Origin of the sequence: Flavilitoribacter nigricans DSM 23189 = NBRC 102662 (genome assembly GCF_002646595.1) — a bacterium.
Taxonomy (GTDB): domain Bacteria; phylum Bacteroidota; class Bacteroidia; order Chitinophagales; family Saprospiraceae; genus Flavilitoribacter; species Flavilitoribacter nigricans.
Genome location: NZ_PDUD01000012.1, coordinates 74,789 through 95,033, shown reverse-complemented (window position 1 = coordinate 95,033; position 20,245 = coordinate 74,789). Strand labels below are relative to the sequence as shown.

11 protein-coding genes are annotated in these 20,245 nt (G+C 47.2%); 9 read left to right on the top strand and 2 right to left on the bottom strand.

The window, feature by feature from the left end:
- Nucleotides 1-1,572 (top strand): T9SS type A sorting domain-containing protein (locus CRP01_RS08745; RefSeq protein WP_143473326.1); only part of this gene is annotated, 1,572 nt, incomplete at its 5' end.
- A 1,095-nt stretch (nucleotides 1,573-2,667) separates the two neighbouring features.
- Here the strand turns inward: CRP01_RS08745 and CRP01_RS08740 are convergent.
- Nucleotides 2,668-4,632 carry a tetratricopeptide repeat-containing sensor histidine kinase gene (locus CRP01_RS08740; protein ID WP_099149649.1) on the bottom strand — a complete coding sequence of 655 codons (1,965 nt, stop codon included), beginning with the start codon at nucleotides 4,630-4,632 and terminating at the stop codon, nucleotides 2,668-2,670.
- Nucleotides 4,633-5,296: 664 nt separating this feature from the next.
- Between CRP01_RS08740 and CRP01_RS42215 the strand changes: the two genes are divergently transcribed.
- Both CRP01_RS42215 and CRP01_RS08735 read left to right on the top strand, forming a co-directional pair.
- A complete protein-coding gene (locus tag CRP01_RS42215) occupies nucleotides 5,297-5,440 on the top strand; it encodes a hypothetical protein (protein ID WP_170110289.1) in 144 nt (47 codons plus the stop codon).
- A gap of 485 nt (nucleotides 5,441-5,925) precedes the next feature.
- Entirely contained in the window at nucleotides 5,926-6,270 is a 345-nt protein-coding gene (locus CRP01_RS08735; RefSeq protein ID WP_143473325.1) for a response regulator, read from the top strand.
- 148 nt (nucleotides 6,271-6,418) lie between these two features.
- On the opposite strand, the gene CRP01_RS08730 is transcribed toward CRP01_RS08735, so the two are convergent.
- Nucleotides 6,419-7,213 (bottom strand): LytR/AlgR family response regulator transcription factor, encoded by a 795-nt coding sequence (locus tag CRP01_RS08730; RefSeq protein WP_170110288.1) that lies wholly within the window; start codon nucleotides 7,211-7,213, stop codon nucleotides 6,419-6,421.
- Between the two features lie 1,375 nt (nucleotides 7,214-8,588).
- Here CRP01_RS08730 and CRP01_RS08725 point away from each other — a divergent pair.
- From CRP01_RS08725 to cls, 6 genes are all read left to right on the top strand, one after another.
- Nucleotides 8,589-9,380, top strand: a complete 792-nt coding sequence (locus CRP01_RS08725) for a sensor histidine kinase (protein ID WP_170110287.1) — start codon at nucleotides 8,589-8,591, stop codon at nucleotides 9,378-9,380.
- 567 nt (nucleotides 9,381-9,947) lie between these two features.
- A complete protein-coding gene (locus CRP01_RS08720; protein WP_143473323.1) occupies nucleotides 9,948-12,824 on the top strand; it encodes an ATP-binding protein in 2,877 nt (958 codons plus the stop codon).
- Nucleotides 12,825-13,896: 1,072 nt separating this feature from the next.
- On the top strand, nucleotides 13,897-15,054 hold the full coding sequence (locus tag CRP01_RS08715) for an AI-2E family transporter (RefSeq protein WP_143473322.1): 1,158 nt from the start codon (nucleotides 13,897-13,899) through the stop codon (nucleotides 15,052-15,054).
- Between the two features lie 1,016 nt (nucleotides 15,055-16,070).
- A complete protein-coding gene (locus CRP01_RS08710; protein WP_099149643.1) occupies nucleotides 16,071-16,652 on the top strand; it encodes an HdeD family acid-resistance protein in 582 nt (193 codons plus the stop codon).
- A gap of 771 nt (nucleotides 16,653-17,423) precedes the next feature.
- Complete coding sequence (locus tag CRP01_RS08705) at nucleotides 17,424-17,822, top strand: hypothetical protein (RefSeq protein ID WP_099149642.1); 399 nt, start codon at nucleotides 17,424-17,426, stop codon at nucleotides 17,820-17,822.
- A 627-nt stretch (nucleotides 17,823-18,449) separates the two neighbouring features.
- The gene (gene cls, locus CRP01_RS08700) at nucleotides 18,450-19,913 is read left to right on the top strand and encodes a cardiolipin synthase (RefSeq protein ID WP_099149641.1); all 1,464 of its coding nucleotides are present in this window, start codon (nucleotides 18,450-18,452) and stop codon (nucleotides 19,911-19,913) included.
- Nucleotides 19,914-20,245: the final 332 nt, after the last annotated feature.

Below are 20,245 nucleotides of genomic sequence, written 5' to 3'. Positions count from 1 at the left end.
CCGATCTGTATCAACGGTCTGGCTATCGAACTGATGCCGGTAATTCCTGCTGCTGACGTAGACGGCGACGGTGATGATGACACAGGTGCTATGGCAATCTGGGCTTCTGACTTCATCGCCAGCCCGATGACGGATTGCACCGGTGAAGTGAAGTACTCCATCAACCGCGTTGGTGAAGAAGTTGACGCTGACCAAACAGGTCTGACCCTGACTTGTGATGATGACGCCAGCCTGCTGGTGGAGATCTGGGCGTGGGACGGACTGGGCAACGGAGACTTCTGTGAGACGTACGTGCTGGTCCAGGATAACAATGTGAGCTGCGCGGATAGCGAAGCGGCTTCTATTGCCGGCTTTATCGAAACGGAGGAAGCTGCACCGGTAGAAAATGTAATGGTCGAATTGAGTGGAAACCAATTCCAGACCATGCAGACCAAGTTCGATGGGCACTACCTCTTCGAAGGTATGGAAACCGGATTTGACTACACCATTACGCCGGAACACGATATTTTCCCACTCAACGGGGTGACTACCTTTGACCTGATCCTGATCAGCAAGCATGTACTGGGTATCCAGCCGGTGGATAGTCCTTACAAACGCATCGCTGCCGATATCAACCGGGACGGTCGCATTACCGTAATGGATGCGGTTGCTCTCAGAAAGCTGATCCTTAATATTGATCTGAAATTCAAGAGCAACACCAGCTGGCGGTTCATCCCGGCGGATTATGTATTCCCGAATCCGGAAAATCCCTGGCAGGAAGAGTTCCCCGAATTGATCAACGTCAACAACCTGCAGACCAGCCTGGCTGATGAAGACTTCATTGCCGTGAAGATCGGTGACCTGAATCTGAGTGCGAAAGCCAATGCGCTGCAGGCCGAACAACGGAATCTGAAAGGTAGCTTCTTACTACAGGTTGCTGATCGGGAACTGGCGGCCGGCACCAGCTACCGGATCGATTTCCGGGCGGCAGATATCCGGAAGATCCAGGGATACCAACTGACCCTGAAGCTGGATCCGGAGATGGCTTCGGTTACGGACATCCAGTACGGCCTGGCTACCGCCGAGCACTTTGGACTGAGATATCTGAAGGACGGACTGATCGCTAACAGTTGGAGCAGACCGGGAGTGGAGATCGATGCCGACCATGAGGACAGTGTCCTCTTTAGTCTGGAGATACGGGCCCGCGCCGATGTCCGATTGAGTGAGATCCTGGGCGTCAGCAGTCGGGTTACCGCAGCGGAAGCATACGATCTACAGGACGGCTTGATGGATGTCGGTATCGAATTCAATTCCGGCACCCTGGCCAGCGTAGCCGTGGAACTGTATCAGAACGTGCCCAACCCATTCCGGGAAGTTACCAATATCGGGTTCTACCTGCCGGAAGGAGGGGAGGCAACGCTCAGCATCCACGATGCGGATGGACGGGTGATCAAACTGATCCGTGGCACTTTTGCTCCCGGCAACAACCAACTACAGTTGAAACGGGCCGACCTCGGCAAATCCGGCGTACTGTACTATACGCTGACTACCGGCACGTATACCGCAACGAAGAAAATGATACTGATAGAATAGAGGATAGATAAAGTTCAGTTCTCCTTTCCCGGGTACTGAACGCGATTTGTATTGCATTGGAGAGAGCGATCCGGATATGCAAAAGGGATTGTCCCGGCCTTAAGGGCCGGGGCATTCTCCTGAATCAGCCGGATTGCTCTTTTCCTACTTTTTTCATTTTGAAGGAATGTTCAAATCGCCTTGTGTCGATGGGCTTGTCTCTACTTCATTTGAATGCACTTCAATGCCTCTTAGGCAGACACAGGTTACTAGACGAATCTAAAACATTCACCCATTCACACCTCAACACTTTAACACCCCAACACCTAAACGACTCGTTTATAGTGTTTGTATAGGAAGTACTTCTCTCTTTAAGGCCAAAGATGCTCGAAGTACTTCCCTTTTTACAAATTACTGTATGCTGGAAAGGGACTATCCGGATAAATTTTGGATGGTCACCTTTCCTATTTTAGGAGGGTAAGGTATGGCGATGTTTTGCTTGGAAATCATCCCTCAGTTCCTCGTCCCCGGCACGGTTTATATCCGGTAAGGCAATCGATACTGAAGTAGGGAAAGGGTATTGTCAGTAAGTAATTCAGTATCCAAAAAGTCGTTATCAAGGCTGATGTAAGGCCAGATTTGGAGTAGGGGAGTGATTTTTTAGGAAGTGTATATTAATTGTGTAAGATCTATCGGATAGCAATCTCCAGCTTAGCTCGACTTTAGCATTTTTATGTTTGGTTCAATCAATAATGAGAAAAAGGTGCGTTCTGGGCAATCGAATGGCCAGGGCTACGCCCTTCGCTGCAAAATCCATAATGGATCTACAAATATTTTCGCAGCTACGCCGCTGACGGCTATAAGGGCATCGCCCTGGAGATACCCGGCTTTTTTGGATGTTACTGCCCCGGTTCGAAGGTAAACCTGGTCTCCAATACATTTTCAAACATTCGATCCAAACCGCCTGTATATAAATTAGGTAATGGCTTTACTGAGCATTTGCTAGCGCTCATTTCCAAGGCTGCTTAAAATGCTAAAGTCGAGCTAAGTGAATTGCACATAAACACCGCAGCGCCCGAAACTTTAATGCGCCTCTTTTATTTTACTAAAAATCTATTATACCTTAAACGAGAACCAGAAAGTCGCGCCGCCCCAGTCGTTATCTTCGATCCAGACCTCTCCATTTCGCCTTTCCATAATATTGGAAACCAGCCAAAGCCCCAAACCGCCTCCCGCTTTGGTGCTATTCCACATTTCAAAAACAGCAATTTTTTCAGAATCTCTGACTCCCGGTCCATTGTCCATGATCCCGATCCGCCAAATTTTTTCCGGCCGGTCGTAGTGGACTTCGGATTGCGTAATTACCGCTATTCGTCCCGGCTTCCGGTTTTTGATCACCTGGATCGCATTATCCAGCAGGTTGTAAAAAATGATGGACAGTTCGGCTCTTTCCACCGGCAGGAGAGGCAGCGTAGTTCGTTCGACCTCGATGCCGTAGAAACGGATTACCGAGTCCAGTTGGGCCAAAATTTCATTCAGGATCTCATTGGCATCCGTATCTTCCACAAGGGATGCTTCCGGTTTGTCTCGAAAAGAATGGAGTAGTCCCAGGCAGTAGTGCTTGATCCGGCGGACAGATTCGGTTGTAGTTTCGTAGAAATGACCCAGGTTTTTTGGTGAAGCATCCTGCTCAACCATCACGCTTCCCGTGGAAAGGATGTAGTCGAGATTGGATAAAATATCGTGGGAAAGGCTTTTCAGTAACAGATCCGCTTTCTGGTGGAGTTTCCGCAGTTTGTCGTTCACCAGGGACATGCGTTTTCTCGCCCGGAATTCGGAAAAAAAGATGAGCAGTAAAAAGGCGATCACCAATAGCGCGGCCATCGCAATATTCTGATTTCTCCGGGCCCGGAAAGCTTCCTGCCTGTAGTTCTTTTCCCGCGCTATCTGTTCTTCCTGCTGCTTCATCCGCCCCTCGAAGCTGGCCAGTTTACTAGCCATCAGAACGTTTTCCAGAGAATCTGCTATGGCAATGCGCTGACTGAGGTAATAAACGACCTGATCCAGTTGATCTTCCTCTCGGTAAGATTGGACCAGGCAGTCGCACATATCCCGGAAAAGTTCAAAATAGTGATGGGTGTGCGCCAGGTCAAATCCCTCCCGGCAAATTGAGATGGCTTCCCGCGACCGCCCTTCCCGCAGCGCTACCTGCCCCTCCCATTTGAGCGAAATAAGTTCATTGTATACACTTTCTACCCGTATGGAGGATGCTTTCAGTCTGGGAATTAGGGCTTTTGCGTCTTCAATTTTACCCTCCTGCAGGTAAATATCGATCAGCATGCCGTACAGATTGGTAAGAGGGAAGGATCGGCCGTACTGATTAGCCAGATCAATACTTTCCTTACAATTCATTTCGGCTTCGGGAAAGCGATGTGTCCGGGTGTATATCCGGCAGATATTGGTTTTGGGACCGATGGCTGCTACCGGCGGAATGGCTTCGTGCTCACTGACGACTTTTAGCGCATCGTTCAGGTATCCCAACGCTTTCTCCGTATATCCCATTTTGTCGTACAGGTAGCCGATGGTATTCAGGGCGATAACTTCTTGAAGAGGATATTCCTCTTTGAGGAAGTAGGCCAGTATAAGATTATCCAGCGCATAAGGTATCGCCCCATCTATATTCCCCAGATCGTTCTGGGATCGGATAATTTGCTGATTAATGTGGAAAGTAATGATCGATCGGTCGGCATAATCATCCAGCGCCCGTGCCAACAGTTCAATAGATCTGAGCACGGAATCCCGGGAGTGCGCGGCAGTAGCTTTTAAAAGCAGGGCACCGCTATGCCGGGTATTGATGTCTATACCAGCCGAGGTTTCCAACTGTACGGCCAGGGTATCCAGTCTTTTCGGCTTAATGTAGTAGTGATCTTGAAAAAACTGATAAAGTGCCTGGTACCGCAAAGAAGGTATCTGCTGCTCATCCTTCCAAATATTGATCAGACTGTCAGCGGTTTCGGGCTGAGCATGTATTACGGTTGTAGATAGGAGCGCAACTATTGGGAATAAGGAAAATTTTACCATTAGTTAAACTACAATGTGTTGAGTAATAGGACATCAATAACTTCTGGATCGGTGAAAACGCGGTAGCTTTTGCCACTGCGCACGCATAGGTAGGATCCGGAAAGCGGTCGAACGGAACGGGAGGTGATTTTATCGACACCTCCCAAGACGAGCCCTTTCCGGGATAGATCTAAGGTAGGGGCTCAGGAAGAAACGGAGCTCTTAGATCTGTTCGGATCACTGTAAGGTAGTCGGACCGTCTTAAGTATTCTGGGATGCAGCCGGGCCGACCATTTTCAGGCATGAATACAGGGAAAAGTAATCCCCGTAGTGCAGCTGCCGACGGCAGTTGTACTACATGCGATAAATGCTGATAAAATTCTTGAAAATGGTTCGTTTGCAGGTTGTTGGTTCCCCAGATAGTCTGGGGCCTTCAATGCATTTTACCCTTGTTCTTTGACAAATAAAAACATTTTTTTTCGCTTTAGGGAGAGCGGTTGATCCTAGGGATCATTGTGTATGATAAGATAGCCATTTTCCCGGATAAAAGAGACTTTTAGAGGGATAAAAATGGATTAAAAAAGTGAGAAGCCTGCGGTAGATCGGATAGCTTGCGGAAATATTCCAAATGTGATTTTATGCAAATAAAAATAATGTTTAAAGAATTGATTTTCAATTCGTATTGATGGAGTTTGATTTGCGTATTGAATTGCTGATCACCCAGGTCTGGATCAACCTAATCCGGATCCGGGACGGTGATTATTTTGATGGTCCGTTGTATCCGGTCGTTTATTCCCAATACCGGGTGTTTGTCCGGAACACAATGTGATTTCGGGAAGCTTTTCTTTAAATTAGTAATATTAAATCGGGCAACCATACTCTAAGTACGACCAAGTCCGGGAACGCCATCATGAGCACCTCAATCTGGCCGTTTTCGCCATCAAAACAAATCTTAAACCAGTTCTGTAAATAAAATTGTTTGTAGTGTTTTTAAATGTGAAAATGTATTCATTGGATTGGCTCTTAAGCGAATGCTTAAGGGCTCTTCTTTTGCATTTATACCGACCTAAGACCGGCCTAGCCAAATCAGTCAGAATAAGGGTAGTACACACGGACCGGAACGGTTTGAGAAAATCCCAAATCTCTTTGCTTCGAATACGCTACCTGGAACCCACCTTTAGTCAGGAGTTGTCAAATGCTCTTTTGGAAAGATTCGAAAACACGCTCTAAATTGAATAAACAATCAGCCAGTTAAATATGTACCGAGATTTATTGATTGTGGATCAGGATCCTCAGGTGGAGAAAATGGTAAGCATGGTTTTACGAACATCCTACAACGAAATGTTCCGCTTATCCGGGATTGCGACTGATTTCGAAGCTGCCAAACGCATGATCGTACTGGGAAAACCGAGTATTTTGCTTTTGGGAGACCAATTGCCCGGCTGTCCGTTGAATGTTCTGGTGGAGCAAAACTTCATCCAGCTTGCGGATCACCGAATAGCGCTGGCCCGGAAAAAACGCTATGCTTTTGATTGTTTCCAGCGAAGCATTGATCATTATTTACTCAAACCCATAAAAGCGTCTGATCTCGATCAGGCACTATCGACCTACCGTCCGCAAGAAGTTTCTTTCCTGGCTCATTGCAATTTTCCATTCTGAAAAATGGAAGTCGGGAAATCGTACGATAAGCAACGAGATCCCAAACCGGGAAAAGCCCTTACGATCGCACCTTAGTCGCCGGTAGCGAAGTGCAGTACCCAGAGTAGGAGAGGGGGGATATGCTGATCCCGTTCGGTAGGGCCATACATTACTTCAATAGATTAACCCCCTGCAAAAATGATTTCCGGTAGGCATAGCCAATGGGTATCGTTTCGGCACCTACCTCAATCTTGTCTTCCTTGGGGTTGATCGATGCAATGTAATCGATATTGACCAGAAAGCTTTTGTGCACTCTTTGGAAATGGGGGAACAACTTTTCCTCCAGCGATTTGAGCTGGACACTGGTCGGATAATTCCGTTTACCTACTTTGGCATAGGTCAGTTTATCCTTGGAGTAGAAGTAAGCGATCTTGTCCTTTTCAATCCCCTTGTACTGATCCCCGATCTTGAAGAAAAAATTCTTGGAATCATAGTGTAGCTGGGGAGATTCCTCCGGTCCACTGCCGTTTATCGCTTCGCCATTCCCATTGACCTGACCATTTTGCTGAGGGATATTCAAAAATGCCATATCGATGGTATGAAAGAGTTTGGAGCGGGACAGCTCCTTGTTCATAAACCCGCTGGGACGCACATGTCGGCAAAGCATGTAGTAATCGTCCGTGTAATTGGCAGTCAGGAAAATGATGGGAATGGATTCATTGGTAGACCTGATCTCTTCCGCGAGTAAAACCCCATTATCTTTCAGGCCGTTGCCCAGATTGATGTCCAGCAGGCACAGGTCCGGCTGGAATTTCCGGAAGGCTTCCAGGCCTGACCTCAGATCGGTAGCCGATTCAATCAGATGAATATCAATCTCATGGAGTAGTATCGTTAAAAGATTAATGAATCCGAGGTTGTCTTCTACAACCAATACCTTTTTTGTTGAGTAGTTCTGTTTGGGCATAATAGTTAATGACAATTCCAGCCGGCACATTCCAATACCTGGGACCAATGTTGCCGGCCCAAAATTCAGATTATAAGCAGGTGGAGCACGTGTTAAAACGGGATGAAATTATGGGATACATTGCATTTAATATTGCCGTTACAGCGTATTGAGGTCAAATGCAAAAACAAACCATACGATGGGTTTAGTCAATTTTTGTTTTGTATCTGGGGTGTATGTAGCGTTTTGTGTTTTTAAACTGAATTTATGCCAAATGCTATTTTGGCACATGCGCTCTACAGCATCCTTATCGATGAACGCAAAAACTGTTGATACCAATCAAAAGCGGATCCCTAAGGCGTGTACACTGAATTCACGCATAAAAAGGAACAATCAGGGCTGTCGGCCTATGATGTCGGCAGCTTGCGAAATATGAATATGTATTTTAGGTATGGGTAGGTTGTATTTGAATAAGGACAATACGCGGGAATGTGCAAACTCAGCGTTTGCACAGTACCATTATGTCTCAGATGTTTAGGCGGCGTAGTACTGGTCAACAGTTTGTGATCACAAACTGTGTAATTCCCGGGATTCAGATCGAAAGAAACGGATTTTGGTTGAGTGTTTTTTGATAGTTCTTTAATCAATGAAAAGGGTATATCACTTACTAATGCAAACCCTGTTTGATTGATTTTAAACTCAAACGAAGTTAACAAACAAACCCGACAAGCCGTAGGTAATTCATCTTTTTTGTTGAGAACCAGCGTATAATAGTTTGTAAAGTGTCGGAATTCGGGAATAACCGTAAAAAATCGCAGGTTAAAGGGAATATCCTGAATTCAGCAGAGAAAAACAGTGCCTGCCTCTGATCCGGCGCCGGAAGTGCACGAAGTGGTCGTTTTTGTGCAACCCAGCTGTTGGGAAAGCACCCAAAATCCTGCCTGAAATATTTTCTCCATCCAAAGTGATCCGCCCGGGTGCAGGTGGTTAGGTCAGCCTGTGACGACGCTTTTTGGGCGCCAATCCAGCTGTTTTGGACATACCGCAAACAATTTAGACATAGAGTAAAGTGATTCTCCCCTTTTTTTAGCATTCCATTTCGGCGGGCTGATGACGGGTGTACATGAAGCAAAGTAATCAGGTCATAGAGTAAAGCATCATTTGGCGATTCTATAAATATTTGTATCAGATCCTGGGATGGTATAATCCGAAGTTTTTCAACAGGATCTGAATGCAAAAGAGTCCCGGTCCCTACCAACTGCTGCTACCAGCTGGTAAGACCACAAAGAAGTGAGGGGTTGCCAACTAGTTATTCTAAAGGCAACCTCCTTGCTCTTTACCAACAACGAACTCAACTATGATCTCATTTGAAGCTTGTACAACTACACACTACCGCATGAAACACTTAGACCAGGAAAATATAGGGCCTTTCGGAGGGGCCCTCAGGAGGCAGCAGGAACTGCAGGACAAAGTGGAAACATTAGAGAGCAGGGTGAAATTACTGGAACAATTCTCGGCTTCGGCCGCTCACGATCTTAAAGTTCCCATTGCGACGATCTCCGGCCTCTGCCGGATCCTGAACGAGCGATACAGCGTACTGCTGAAGGAAGACGACCAAAAACTTTTTGATCACATCATGGATAATTGCTCCAGCCTGATCCAGCTCGCCGGTGATTTGCTGAGCTTTTCCAGCAGTCTGAATCAACATTTTGAAAATTCCAGGGTTGATCTGGGCGATATTCTGGCTATTGTAAAGGCTCATTTGCAGTTGGATATTCTCGAATCCGGTGCCACCATTAATATCGTGGGCGATCTTCCCATCGTATGGAGTCAGCAAACCCCGCTGATCCGGTTGTTCCAAAACCTGATCGATAATGCGATCAAATTTAAAAAGTCGAAAGAGCCATTGGTGATTACCATTGCATGTGACACTTCAAACGAACATTTCCTGATCCTTTCGGTAGCCGATAACGGTGTCGGTATTGATCCTATGTATCACGAGGCGATCTTTCAACCATTCCAGAAATTCCATCCTAACCAGAATAATCTGGGTAGTGGACTGGGACTGGCGAATTGCCAAAGGATCATCGAAAAGCTGTCGGGCGGGATCTGGGTAGAATCCCAGCCGGGTGAGGGAGCCACTTTTTTCTTTACCCTCCCACTCAGTCCTTCCGAGGTGCCTAGTTAGGGGGTAAACGATCCCTGTTCCGGTAACCCCAACACCTATTTATCGGCCAACCCATCGCGCACGAGCCCACCATTAAATAAATACCTTTACCTTTACCGGGATTATGCATAAACGCCTATATTTAAGGTGCGTTGTATAGATCGTTTTGCGAGCTGATCGAAAGATTGGACGGCAACGATCCTGGCCGTACCTCCAGCTAACCCTAATTTTTAAAATTAATCCGGTAAACTGTAACTGCCCTAGCGGTATGTTTTAATTTAGATACCGCACAACCCCCTGATCGCGCTTTCAAAAAAAATACTCATCTTACCTAGCTCTTCAGATAGAACCACTCAATTGCCTCGGTATAACGGAGGCAGTTAACGACTTAAGTCTATGAACTGGTTTAAACCAGTTCTATCACTAACACCTATTCAACTACTGAAACCGATCAGAAAATATTTAGAGACGCTAACCTGGCATCTCTAAGCCTCCAAACACCCAGGCACACGGACCAGGTCGAAGTATATTCGGCTGTTTACACCATCATAGGGGCCGGGTACGAAAAGATTTGCTAAATTGGATATCATGAAAAAATGGGCCTTATATCCCATATTATTCGTTTTCTTTTTTTTATCGGGATCTAAAGTCTTGCTGTTCGGGCAAAACTTTGAAAGGTTCGTCTCTTTCCCCAATTGTGATACCATTGAGCAACTCTCCTTTGACGCCGAAAAGATCCTGAAAGACGAGGCCAGCTATTCGGACTTTTTATTTTCCATAGATACGCTCCAGAGCCAGTATTGCTTTGCTAAAAGGACCGGCCATCCAAAATTGGAGGCCAGTACGCTTCTTAAGCTTTCTTACCGTTACCCCGACTGGTACCCGAGCGATTCGGCTTTTTATCATCTCATCGGATATCTGGAGGAAAGCGAAAAGATCTCCAAAGAGCACGGATTCAACGATCTTTACCTACGGGCCAAAAGTATGATGGTGTCGCTTTTTACGTCCAACGGGATGTACAATTACGCCAAAGAGCATGCTGGCGAGCAACTGGAAATGGCCCTTTCTCTGGGCGATTCGATCAAGATCGCCGAAAGTTATATGGTGTTCGGGCGGATCTACCGGGAAATGAAAGAATACCCGCAGGCGGATTCGGTACTGGCCCTATCTCTGGCCTACCAGGAAACCCTTTTTTCGCCCAATATCAAAGGATACACTTACCTGCATTTAAGTAATCTCAAAAGACTGGAAGGACAGTACGAGCAATCGATCGAATACGCCCGACTCGGTTTGGAAGTAGCCCGCGGGGCCATTGCCGAACCCATCACCATCAGGTCCTATTTGGCCAAGGAAATGATCCTGAGCCTGATCGAACTGAAAGCCTACGAAGAAGCGGAGCCCTACTTTCGCTACCTGGAGGAACACGCAGCCATCTACAATCGGGGAGAAGCCGAGTACCGTTATCTACTGGGGATCACCCTGGAAGGTAAAGGCGAAGATGCTGCGGCTCTGGAGGAATACCTTCAGGCCTTCAATCTGGCCGAAGAAATCCGGGAGAACAAACTGATCATCAATATCTCGGAGCGACTGATGCGGAGCCTGGGCAAGCGGGGAGAATTGAGCCCCTACGCTCAGGATGTGTTTCAGAAATCGGTGGCTGCCTCCAAAAGACTCGACGAAAAACAAAAGATCGATGATCTGTTCAAGAGGAGCTTCACCGAAATGGAGAGTGAGCGGGAAGCGCTGCATTCCCAGTTGGATTACACCAATCAGGTGCTCCTTTTTGCGGTCGGCATCATCCTCCTGATCGCCTTCATCACGCTGCTGATCTTTCAGAATAGTAAAAAGAACCGGCTTCTGGCGGAGAAGAACCAGGAACTGGTGGATAATGAAGTGAAATTCCGGGAAATGCGGAACAATCTTTTTGCCAACCTTTCCCACGAATTCAGAACGCCGCTCACCGTGATGAAAACCACCCTGCAGGATATGAGCCAGGGTGAATTTACGGGCTCTTACCAGGATTATTCGGCCATGTTGCTCCGCAATACGGAAAGCCTGACTAATCTGACCGGTCAAATGCTTGATCTGGCCAAAATGAGTGAGCAGAGCCTCGTACTGCGCCCGGAGCCACTGGTACTGGGCGAATTTATCAATGCGGTACTGGAGCAGCTTTCCGCCCTGTCCGATCACAAGGACGTGGAGCTCTATCTCGAGCGGCCCGTTCATTCTTTTGAGTTTGAGATGGACCGGGACGCTTTGTTCAAGATCGTTCAGAACCTGGTCTACAATGCGATAAAGTTCACTCCGGAAGGCGGTACCATCCAAGTGAAACTGAATGTCCGGGAAAAAGACTGGCAACTGATGGTAGCGGATAACGGAAAGGGAATGGAGCGAGAAAAGCTGACCCACATTTTCGATCGCTATTTCCGGGAAGTTATGGATAAGAGCCGGCCGGAAACCGGAGGGCTCGGTCTGGCGCTCACCAAACAACTCGTTGACTTACACAACGGGGATATAGCGGTAGAAAGTGAACCGGAGCGGGGTACTACCTTTACCGTGAGCATCCCGTACGGCCAGATGCGGGAGATCGGCACCCGGTACGGGGAACGGGAAGAGATCCGCATCAGTATGCATAATTTCAGTCGGCAGCAGATCCTGAACGTTGATCAGGAACTGGAAATACCACTGATCCGGGAATCCGGAAAACCCCAGATCCTCATCGTGGAGGACAATCCGGATCTGAATACTTTGCTCTTTGATAAATTGAAGGATAACTACCAGGTTATCCGGGCCTATAACGGCCGGGAAGCATTACAAAAACTGGAACAGATCACGCCGGATCTGATCCTGACGGATCTTATGATGCCGGAGATGAACGGCTTCGAATTCGTCGAGCAGCAGATGCAGAATATCAACTACTCCCATATTCCGGTGATCGTGGTGAGCGCACTCGAAAGCGATACCCACGGGATGAAACTCTGGAAAGACGGCATCATCGATTTTGTCCACAAACCTTTCGATCTCAATATCCTTCAGTTCAAGATCGTTAATCTGCTGCGTTCCAGGGAGGATTTTAAAGCGAAGCTTTTTAAGGAAGACCTGTCTGCAGCGCTCACCGAAGCCCCCCTGAATGCGATCGATAAGGTATTCCTGACCGACCTTACCGGCTTTTTCGATCAGCATCTGGACGAAGAACTGAATGTAGAACAGATCAGTCAGGCGGTGGCCATGAGCCGCTCCAATCTTTACAATAAAGTGAAATCGCTGACCGGACATTCGCCTACCATGTTCCTGCGTAAATACCGGATGAAAAAAGCCCACGAGTTACTGACGCAACAGGCCGGGAATGTATCGGAGGTTGCCTATCGGGTCGGATATTTTAATGCCTCGCAGTTTTCCAAGACCTTTAAGGAAGAATTCGGCGTCAGCCCGAGTTCCCTGCTTAGATCCTATTACAAAAATTAGAAACGGATCGATCCGGATCACCCGGTATAACTATCTTGCCAGATAGGGGGCTTCTCTCTTTGCCTGCCCTTATTGCCTTTTTTGGCCCGGTTTCCGGGTATTTAGATCATAAGGAAAAATCTTCTGGTCATAGAGTAAAACATCAAGCGTCTGAATATCCGACATTTGGGACCATTCAACGCCGGGTTTTAAACATTGGTGTGAACGCAATACGGAACGAAAGGCGCGAATAAAGTATAGCATTTTACTGGATTTCCGCTTGCGTAGGTTAAGAGGAAAGAACGTAGGGCTAGGGAGACTGGAAAAGGGAAAGATATTCAGGGTTTAACAACAACAGTCTCTCTACCCTACATTTTCACCGATCAATTTTGTGACAGGCAGGCCCCTAAAGGATCCGGCCCCAACAACCGGTATCCTGTGCGCGCTCAAAGAATAATAAGCTCTATTGCTAATATGCTGTCTTCTACTAAAAGACACGCCTTTAAAACAGTTGCTTTTACATAGATCGAACAGGTGATTGTACTGTAAGCCGTAGCTTTATATTTGATTACCGTGATTTCTACTGTACTATTGGCAACTGTTCCCCCTAAGGCGATATCTCTATTTAGTACGGAGAAATCTTTTTGTAAGGTTCACCGCTGAGGTGAGCCTTATTTAATTGCTATGCAGGAGTATCTATAGCCTTTCTGCAGAGAGCAACCGAAAACCGAAACAGTTTAAAGTATATTTACCAGCCGAATTTCGCCACCAGGATTTTGTACCTTCGCAGAACATTTTATTCGAATCGGTGTTTTGCCATTAACTTTTCTCCGCAACATTATCCGTACCATCTGTTCTGACCGGTGGGGCCCTTCGGGCCAGCCACCATATGTTACGTTCCCGCATTTTTCTATACGCAATAGGTAAAATTACGATCCGGCGCCGGGTATTATTCCCTGCCGTTCGGTCTCTTGACCGGAGTGTACTACCGGATCGGTTTCACTAACTTTGAGCAGGTTGGGAGAGTGGTGCTCCGTACCGCAGATCGTCCCGTCAACAACTCCCCGTCGTGCTCTACAATTCCAATATTGCCATGGAATCAGATGCAAAAGAACTATCCACATTCAGTATCCAGCGATTAGCTTACTTTTTAATTGTAGTTTCCATTCTCGTCTGTTTTTTGGTGATCGCCCAGGAGATCCTGGTGCCGCTTACCTTCGCCTTCTTCCTGTCTTTAATGTTGAAACCACTGTGCGACTTTTTTGAAAGGCATACCGGATCCGAGATCCTGGCCATTATTCTCAGTTTGTTATCGGTCCTGCTGCCGGTTGCTTTGCTGGTCTATTTCTTTTCCGTCAGCGTACTTGATGTATTCAACAACCTCGGCTCGATAGGGGAGAAGCTGCAGTCGGCGATGGATCGTGTAGTCGACTGGTTTTACGACCTGTCCGTACGAAAGCCTCTGATGGATGGCGGAGATCCCGATACCCTGATAAAAGGGCTGTTTGATGCTCCGGTGGAGTTCCTCAAATCGGGCCTAAGCTCGGGCACCGCCATGCTGGCGACCGCCGCCATTTCGCTGGTGTACACTTTTTTCTTTCTGTTGTACCGCAAAGGGCTGAAGATCTTTTTACTGGTACAATTCGAAGGCCGGTCCAGAATGGACGTCAAAGCAACGATTGGAAAGATACAGGAGATCTCCCAGCGGTATCTGTACGGACTAGGTATGGTCATCCTGATCATGGGTTCCCTCAACAGCCTGGGGCTGTATCTGATCGGGATCCAGTATTCACTCCTGTGGGGCTTCCTGGCCGCTTGTCTGACCGTCATCCCCTATATCGGTACTACTCTTGGAGGTCTGCTACCTTTCCTGTACGCGATCGCCACCACCACTACCTTCTGGCAACCGGCGGCCGTGGCGTGCTACTACATCGCCATCCAGCAAATTGAAGGTAATTTCATTACACCCAAAGTGATCGGTAATTCCATCAACATCAATCCGATGATCGCCATTCTTGCCCTGATCGTCGGGGGCTATATGTGGGGCATGTACGGATTGATCCTATCGCTGCCGGTGGCCGCCACCCTGCGCGTGATCTGTATGGAGATCGACTGGCTAAAACCGGTAGCGCTGTTGATGAGCAATGAACTGGGCCAGCGAAAGGACAAATTTAAGTGGTACAATCACCACCGTTTTCGTTTGTCCAGTCTTTTTAAGATCGATACCTCGCGTTTCCGGTGGAGAAAATAGGCTGCAGGTTACGACAGCTGGGAAGGTGTTTTACAAAAAAAACCAACCCGGATACACCTTGCAAATGCCAAGACTTTTTTTCTATATTTACGTCTGTGCTTTTGTACAGCACCAACCTTCTCTGCTAAGTGTATTACCTCTGCCAATTAGAGTCGTTCCCGTGCCCCACAGGAATGGGCTCCCTAAATATCCGTAACCCGAACGGGCCGGCGGATTGTACTGGGATCGGCTCTAAGCCTAACTACCATTTAATAAACTAAACATCTTTTCTGCGGGCTTTTGTGCGCAGAAGGTCTGTCTATTGACCTGTCCGGTAGACAGTCCGGCAAATCATGTAGGACCACATCGTTTCGGGACCGCTAAATTCAGGGAAAGTGATTAGCCTCCGAAACGGTTTGTGTCAAGCAAACAAAGCCGAGTTTTTGCCTGCCTGACTTTCATCAGGAGGTAAATCTGGTATTTTGTTTCGTGTTTGGGGGCAGGGAAAGGAGACAACCCTGCCCTTTTTAACTTTTGGGCAGACCAATACGTCCGTATTCGATAGTCCATCCCGGATTTTTTCGGTTCGGTTCCATCGAACGATCGGTAGCCACAGCCATCTGCATAGATATACTATCCTTTTCAGCATTATTAGCACACTAACAACTTTTTGGGGATCACTGGTCACTACGGTCAAAAGTGAAAAGCGCGCTCCCTCATCATCTTTTATAATACCTGGAAAAAATGAACCGTCAACCGTCGACCCTCGACCATCAACCGTCAACCGTCGACCGTCAATCATCGACCGTCCAGGAGTACCCCATAAACCTTTTGGGGTATGACCTGGAGGAAACACCACCATAACTTTGTGGCAAGGCAGGAAGGATGGGCAGATAGCGGTCCTAAGTTTTTCGAACTGCTGCGGTATTTAATTAGCTGGCGTCGGATGACCATTACCCAATTGACAGTCTTTATAATACTGAACCGTAAATAAGTTTTGAATCAAATTGAATCACTTTTTCTAAATCTTTAAGATCATGACCAAAAGAATATTTAAAACAATAGACCGGGCGATCAAATACTGGTATGTACCTTTGATCGTTGGCCTGCTGCTGTTGGTGACTGGGATCTGGACCCTGTTCTCTTTTGAAGAGTCCTTTCTGGCTTTATCGCTGCTGTTTAGTATTTCCTTTCTGGTTTCCGGCTTGATGGATGTGTATTTCGCTATTTCCCATCGGCATGAACTGGATAACTGGGGCTGGTCTCTGGTATTGGGAATATTTACTGCGATCATCGGTTTTGTCTTGCTAACCCGTCCCGAACTGAGCATGATCACGCTGCCGCTGTATGTCGGGTTTGGGGTGCTTTTCCGGTCCATCATGGCTATCGGCTGGGCTCTGGAATTAAAGAATTACGGCGTCCTGGACTGGGGTAATCTCATGATCATCGGTACCCTGGGGGCGCTGTTTTCGTTTATTCTGCTCTGGAATCCATTATTTGCCGGAATGACCATCGTATTCTGGACGGCAATGGCCCTGATCATAACCGGTGGGTTTAATATTTACCTGGCCGGGAAATTGCGAAGTCTGCACCGGCATCTGGAGCACACCCTGGGGTAGATCGGTCCCGGTTGTCAGCTGTTTATTACTACCGGATTTTCCGGCAATTTTTTAGTTTCATTTACTCCTTTGAATTTTCGTTTTTGAAAAATTTTATTCTAGCTTAGCAGCAACTTATTGAACCTTCGCTTGTTATCCTTTAACTTATCCGCAAACTACAGTACTATCCGCAATGGAGGAATGAGGAAATCTCCGCTAATCCTCCTTTCCTAAACAACCAGGTGTGAAGTGAGCATTCTTTTTACTGTTCGCCCATCACTTCATTGATCAATTCCGCATTACACTTTTGTACAAGATTTTGGATTCGGCCAATTTGACTTTTGGCAGGGCCATTCGTTAGCCCGGAGGGATGCAGTCATCCGGTAGACAAGCTGTCTGTCGGGCCAACCGACCATCGCTTTTGCCGGTGACCAAGGCCCGTACCGAAACGCTATCCGTCCGCATCGGAATTTCATTTTGATGAAACTGCATGCCGGCATTCGGGAAGGCTTATCGTGCGTGGGTGACCTCTGGAAACCGAATTGGTCGATAAGGTTGGAAACTTTCTATCTTTTCATAATCAGGGGATCCATCGGGTTAGATCATAAAGACCCGTGATATTCCCGTACAAAATGACCACTATGCATCAGGAGCTATTAGTAAGTGTGAAACGCTGCAAGCGCAGCCTCCAATTACCGGTGCTTGGCCACCCGGATATGCTTACGGGCTTTAGTAAACGGCTGGAGCGAAAACCTTTTGGATCCAATTTAGATAACTCCTAAACGATAAGCCATGATCAACAATGACATATCGGTAGGATTGCTGGCGCCTTCCCCCGAGCAACATCGGATATTAAAAATGAATATATCCAGGCAGGCTTCATCGGTAGTGTTTATTTGTTCATCAACAGTAACAGAATTTAAAAGGAAGTTTACCTGGTTGCCGACAACCTTTTTGATTGTGGAAGAGCAAATGCTCACCGCTGATCTGTTCCAGTTCCTGCAGCTTCAGGATAGCCTGCATAAACTGATCATCACGAGCACCAGAAATGAGAACATCGTCCTCCTGCCGGAAAAAATGGAGGCACTGTTCTTTTTTACAGAGGATGACCGACGCCGGGAGGAAACCAAAAGGACATTCAGGCTCAAAAAACAGAAAGAAGAATCACAGCGTAAATTATGGACTGATTGATAATGCGCCTTTCCCAATCCTGGACTTCCGGCCGGAAGTATCAGGATTTGGGAACAGGTTTTCGGCCTGGAAACCGGAACGCTAAAAGAGCCCTAATATATGTTGTCATTTTAGCGATTGAGCAAAGGATATAGGTGCAGTCTGAAAAGTCAAATTTTCCGGCGTCCGGAAATCCCTTCCGGCCTGTGATTTGGGCAACCAGTTTTTCGGCGGCGAAATAAAGAGAGAAATGTGACCGTAGCACCGCTTATAGTCTTTATAAAGTATTGAATGTGATGAATTGGACCGATCCGTTAGCCGACCGGCCGATTACCAAAACCCCAGATTTTATGAATATAAAAAAGAATGAACGAGTTGAAACACATGAGGCGATCGAACGCATTGTCGCTACTTCCAAAATTGTAGCTTTCAGTGCTTTTCCGGATTCAATTACAACTGCAAAAATGTCCCTGCCGGTGTTGGCAGGGAGGCACCAATTATCCATACGGCTCTTTTTAAAAACTTGTAAATTTGTTTCATGTGTAAGGCCGGGGTAGGTGCTATCTCGGCTTTTTTTATTTTAGAGCCATTTATAGCCCTAATGGAGCGTTTCCGGTCAGCACCGGATGTATTTCAATTAAAAACAATATGGATTGGGTGATCATTTCGGAGATCGTATATGCCTTGCTGCTCATTGGCGTGGGAATGCGGGTACTATTCGATACCCGTTCGTCGGTAAAGGCATCTGCGTACCTGTTATTGATCGTTTTGTTGCCGCTTATCGGGATCATCATCTACCTCTCGGTCGGATTGAATTACCGCAAGTATAAGATCTATTCCAAAAAATTAATGACCGACCGCGAGCAGGCCAAAAATCTGCTGGAAGCGATCCACAAATTAAAGGAAGAGAATGCGGACCTGTTTGCCCAACAATTCGAGGCCTACAGTGGCATCGCCGAAATGGTGTTCTCGGACAACCTCAGCCTCCTGACCCGGCACAATCGGGTGGAAGTACTGATCAATGGTGAAAAAAAATTCCCTTCGCTGCTGGAAAGCCTCGAACAGGCTACCCATCACATCCATATCGCCTACTACATTTACGAGAATGACCGCATCGGTAATCAGGTCGCCGAATTGCTCATGCGAAAAGCGGCCGAAGGGGTGCAGGTGCGGTTTATTTACGATGATTTCGGCAGCAGTGGAATTCGCAACAACCTGGTGCTAAAACTCCGGGAGAGTGGAGTGGAAGTACATCCCTTCTACGAAGTTCGCTTCGTCAAACTGGCCAACCGCCTGAATTACCGGAACCACCGGAAGATCGTGGTCATTGACGGCACTACGGCTTTTGTCGGCGGTATCAATATTTGCGATAAGTACCGCAATGATGTTGGGAATGAACTTTTCTGGCGGGACACCCATCTCAAAATTACCGGAGAGGCAGTCTGGACCCTGCAGCACATCTTTATTGCCGATTGGAATTTTTGCTCCGGGCAAAAGCTGGAATTGAACACCCGTTTCTTTCTGCGTTTCTTTCCCCGCTTTACCGCTGATGACTATCCGGAAAAGACATGGACCCAGATCATCGCCAGCGGTCCCGATTCGCCCCATCCCTCTATCCTATACAGCTATCTGCAGGCCATTCACCTGGCCCGGAAGGAATTGATGATCACCACGCCCTATTTTATTCCCGGTCAGGAATTCCTGAGTGCCCTGAAAATGGCCGCCCTGCGCGGTGTGAAAGTACAGCTACTGGTGCCCGGGGTTGCGGATTCCCAATTCGTCAATGCGGCCTCCAAGTCGCATTACGAGGACCTGCTGGCCGTAGGGGTGGAGATCTATCTCTACGAAAAGGGCTTCGTGCACGCCAAAACCCTGGTATGTGATGATCAACTTTCGGTGGTTGGCACCGCCAACCTGGATCACCGGAGCTTCGATCTTAATTTCGAAGTAAACGCCATGGTATTTGATGAGCAGATCACTGCGGCTCTGAAAAATGCCTTTATGGAGGACCTGGCAGTTTCCCGGCGGATCACCCTGGAAAATTGGCAGGAGCGCTCTTTTGTCATCCAGTTTATCGAAAAGCTTATCCGGCTTTTTGCTCCCTTACTGTAATGAGGGAAATCCCACCCGAATAAATATCCATTTTTTGTTCATATGGCCCAAAAGGCGGGTTAAACGCCAAATGAGGGCGTTCATCCCGGGCACTTAATAGAAAGCTGCCGTATGACCTTAACTTGCCGGTGGATAGGCTGATCTTTAGACATTTGAGAGGTATACCTTAAGGAAATCGACCTTATAATGCTGTCTATCGGTGTTTAACTCTGCTCCTGTGCAAATGGGACTTGCACTCATCCGGTTTTCCAGGAGTTAAACGAAGCAAGACATTATCGAGATCCAATTTTTTGGACGGGCAGCTGCAGGTCGAAGCACTTAGGGGTTGGTAC

Coding starts and splice junctions, on each gene's coding strand:
- CRP01_RS08735 (WP_143473325.1), top strand. CDS start 5,926: ATGGTTTTACGAACATCCTACAACGAAATGTTCCGCTTATCCGGGATT.
- CRP01_RS08720 (WP_143473323.1), top strand. CDS start 9,948: ATGAAAAAATGGGCCTTATATCCCATATTATTCGTTTTCTTTTTTTTA.
- CRP01_RS08725 (WP_170110287.1), top strand. CDS start 8,589: ATGAAACACTTAGACCAGGAAAATATAGGGCCTTTCGGAGGGGCCCTC.
- CRP01_RS08710 (WP_099149643.1), top strand. CDS start 16,071: ATGACCAAAAGAATATTTAAAACAATAGACCGGGCGATCAAATACTGG.
- CRP01_RS08705 (WP_099149642.1), top strand. CDS start 17,424: ATGATCAACAATGACATATCGGTAGGATTGCTGGCGCCTTCCCCCGAG.
- CRP01_RS08740 (WP_099149649.1), bottom strand. CDS start 4,632: ATGGTAAAATTTTCCTTATTCCCAATAGTTGCGCTCCTATCTACAACC.
- CRP01_RS08715 (WP_143473322.1), top strand. CDS start 13,897: ATGGAATCAGATGCAAAAGAACTATCCACATTCAGTATCCAGCGATTA.
- CRP01_RS42215 (WP_170110289.1), top strand. CDS start 5,297: ATGGAGTTTGATTTGCGTATTGAATTGCTGATCACCCAGGTCTGGATC.
- cls (WP_099149641.1), top strand. CDS start 18,450: ATGGATTGGGTGATCATTTCGGAGATCGTATATGCCTTGCTGCTCATT.
- CRP01_RS08730 (WP_170110288.1), bottom strand. CDS start 7,213: ATGCCCAAACAGAACTACTCAACAAAAAAGGTATTGGTTGTAGAAGAC.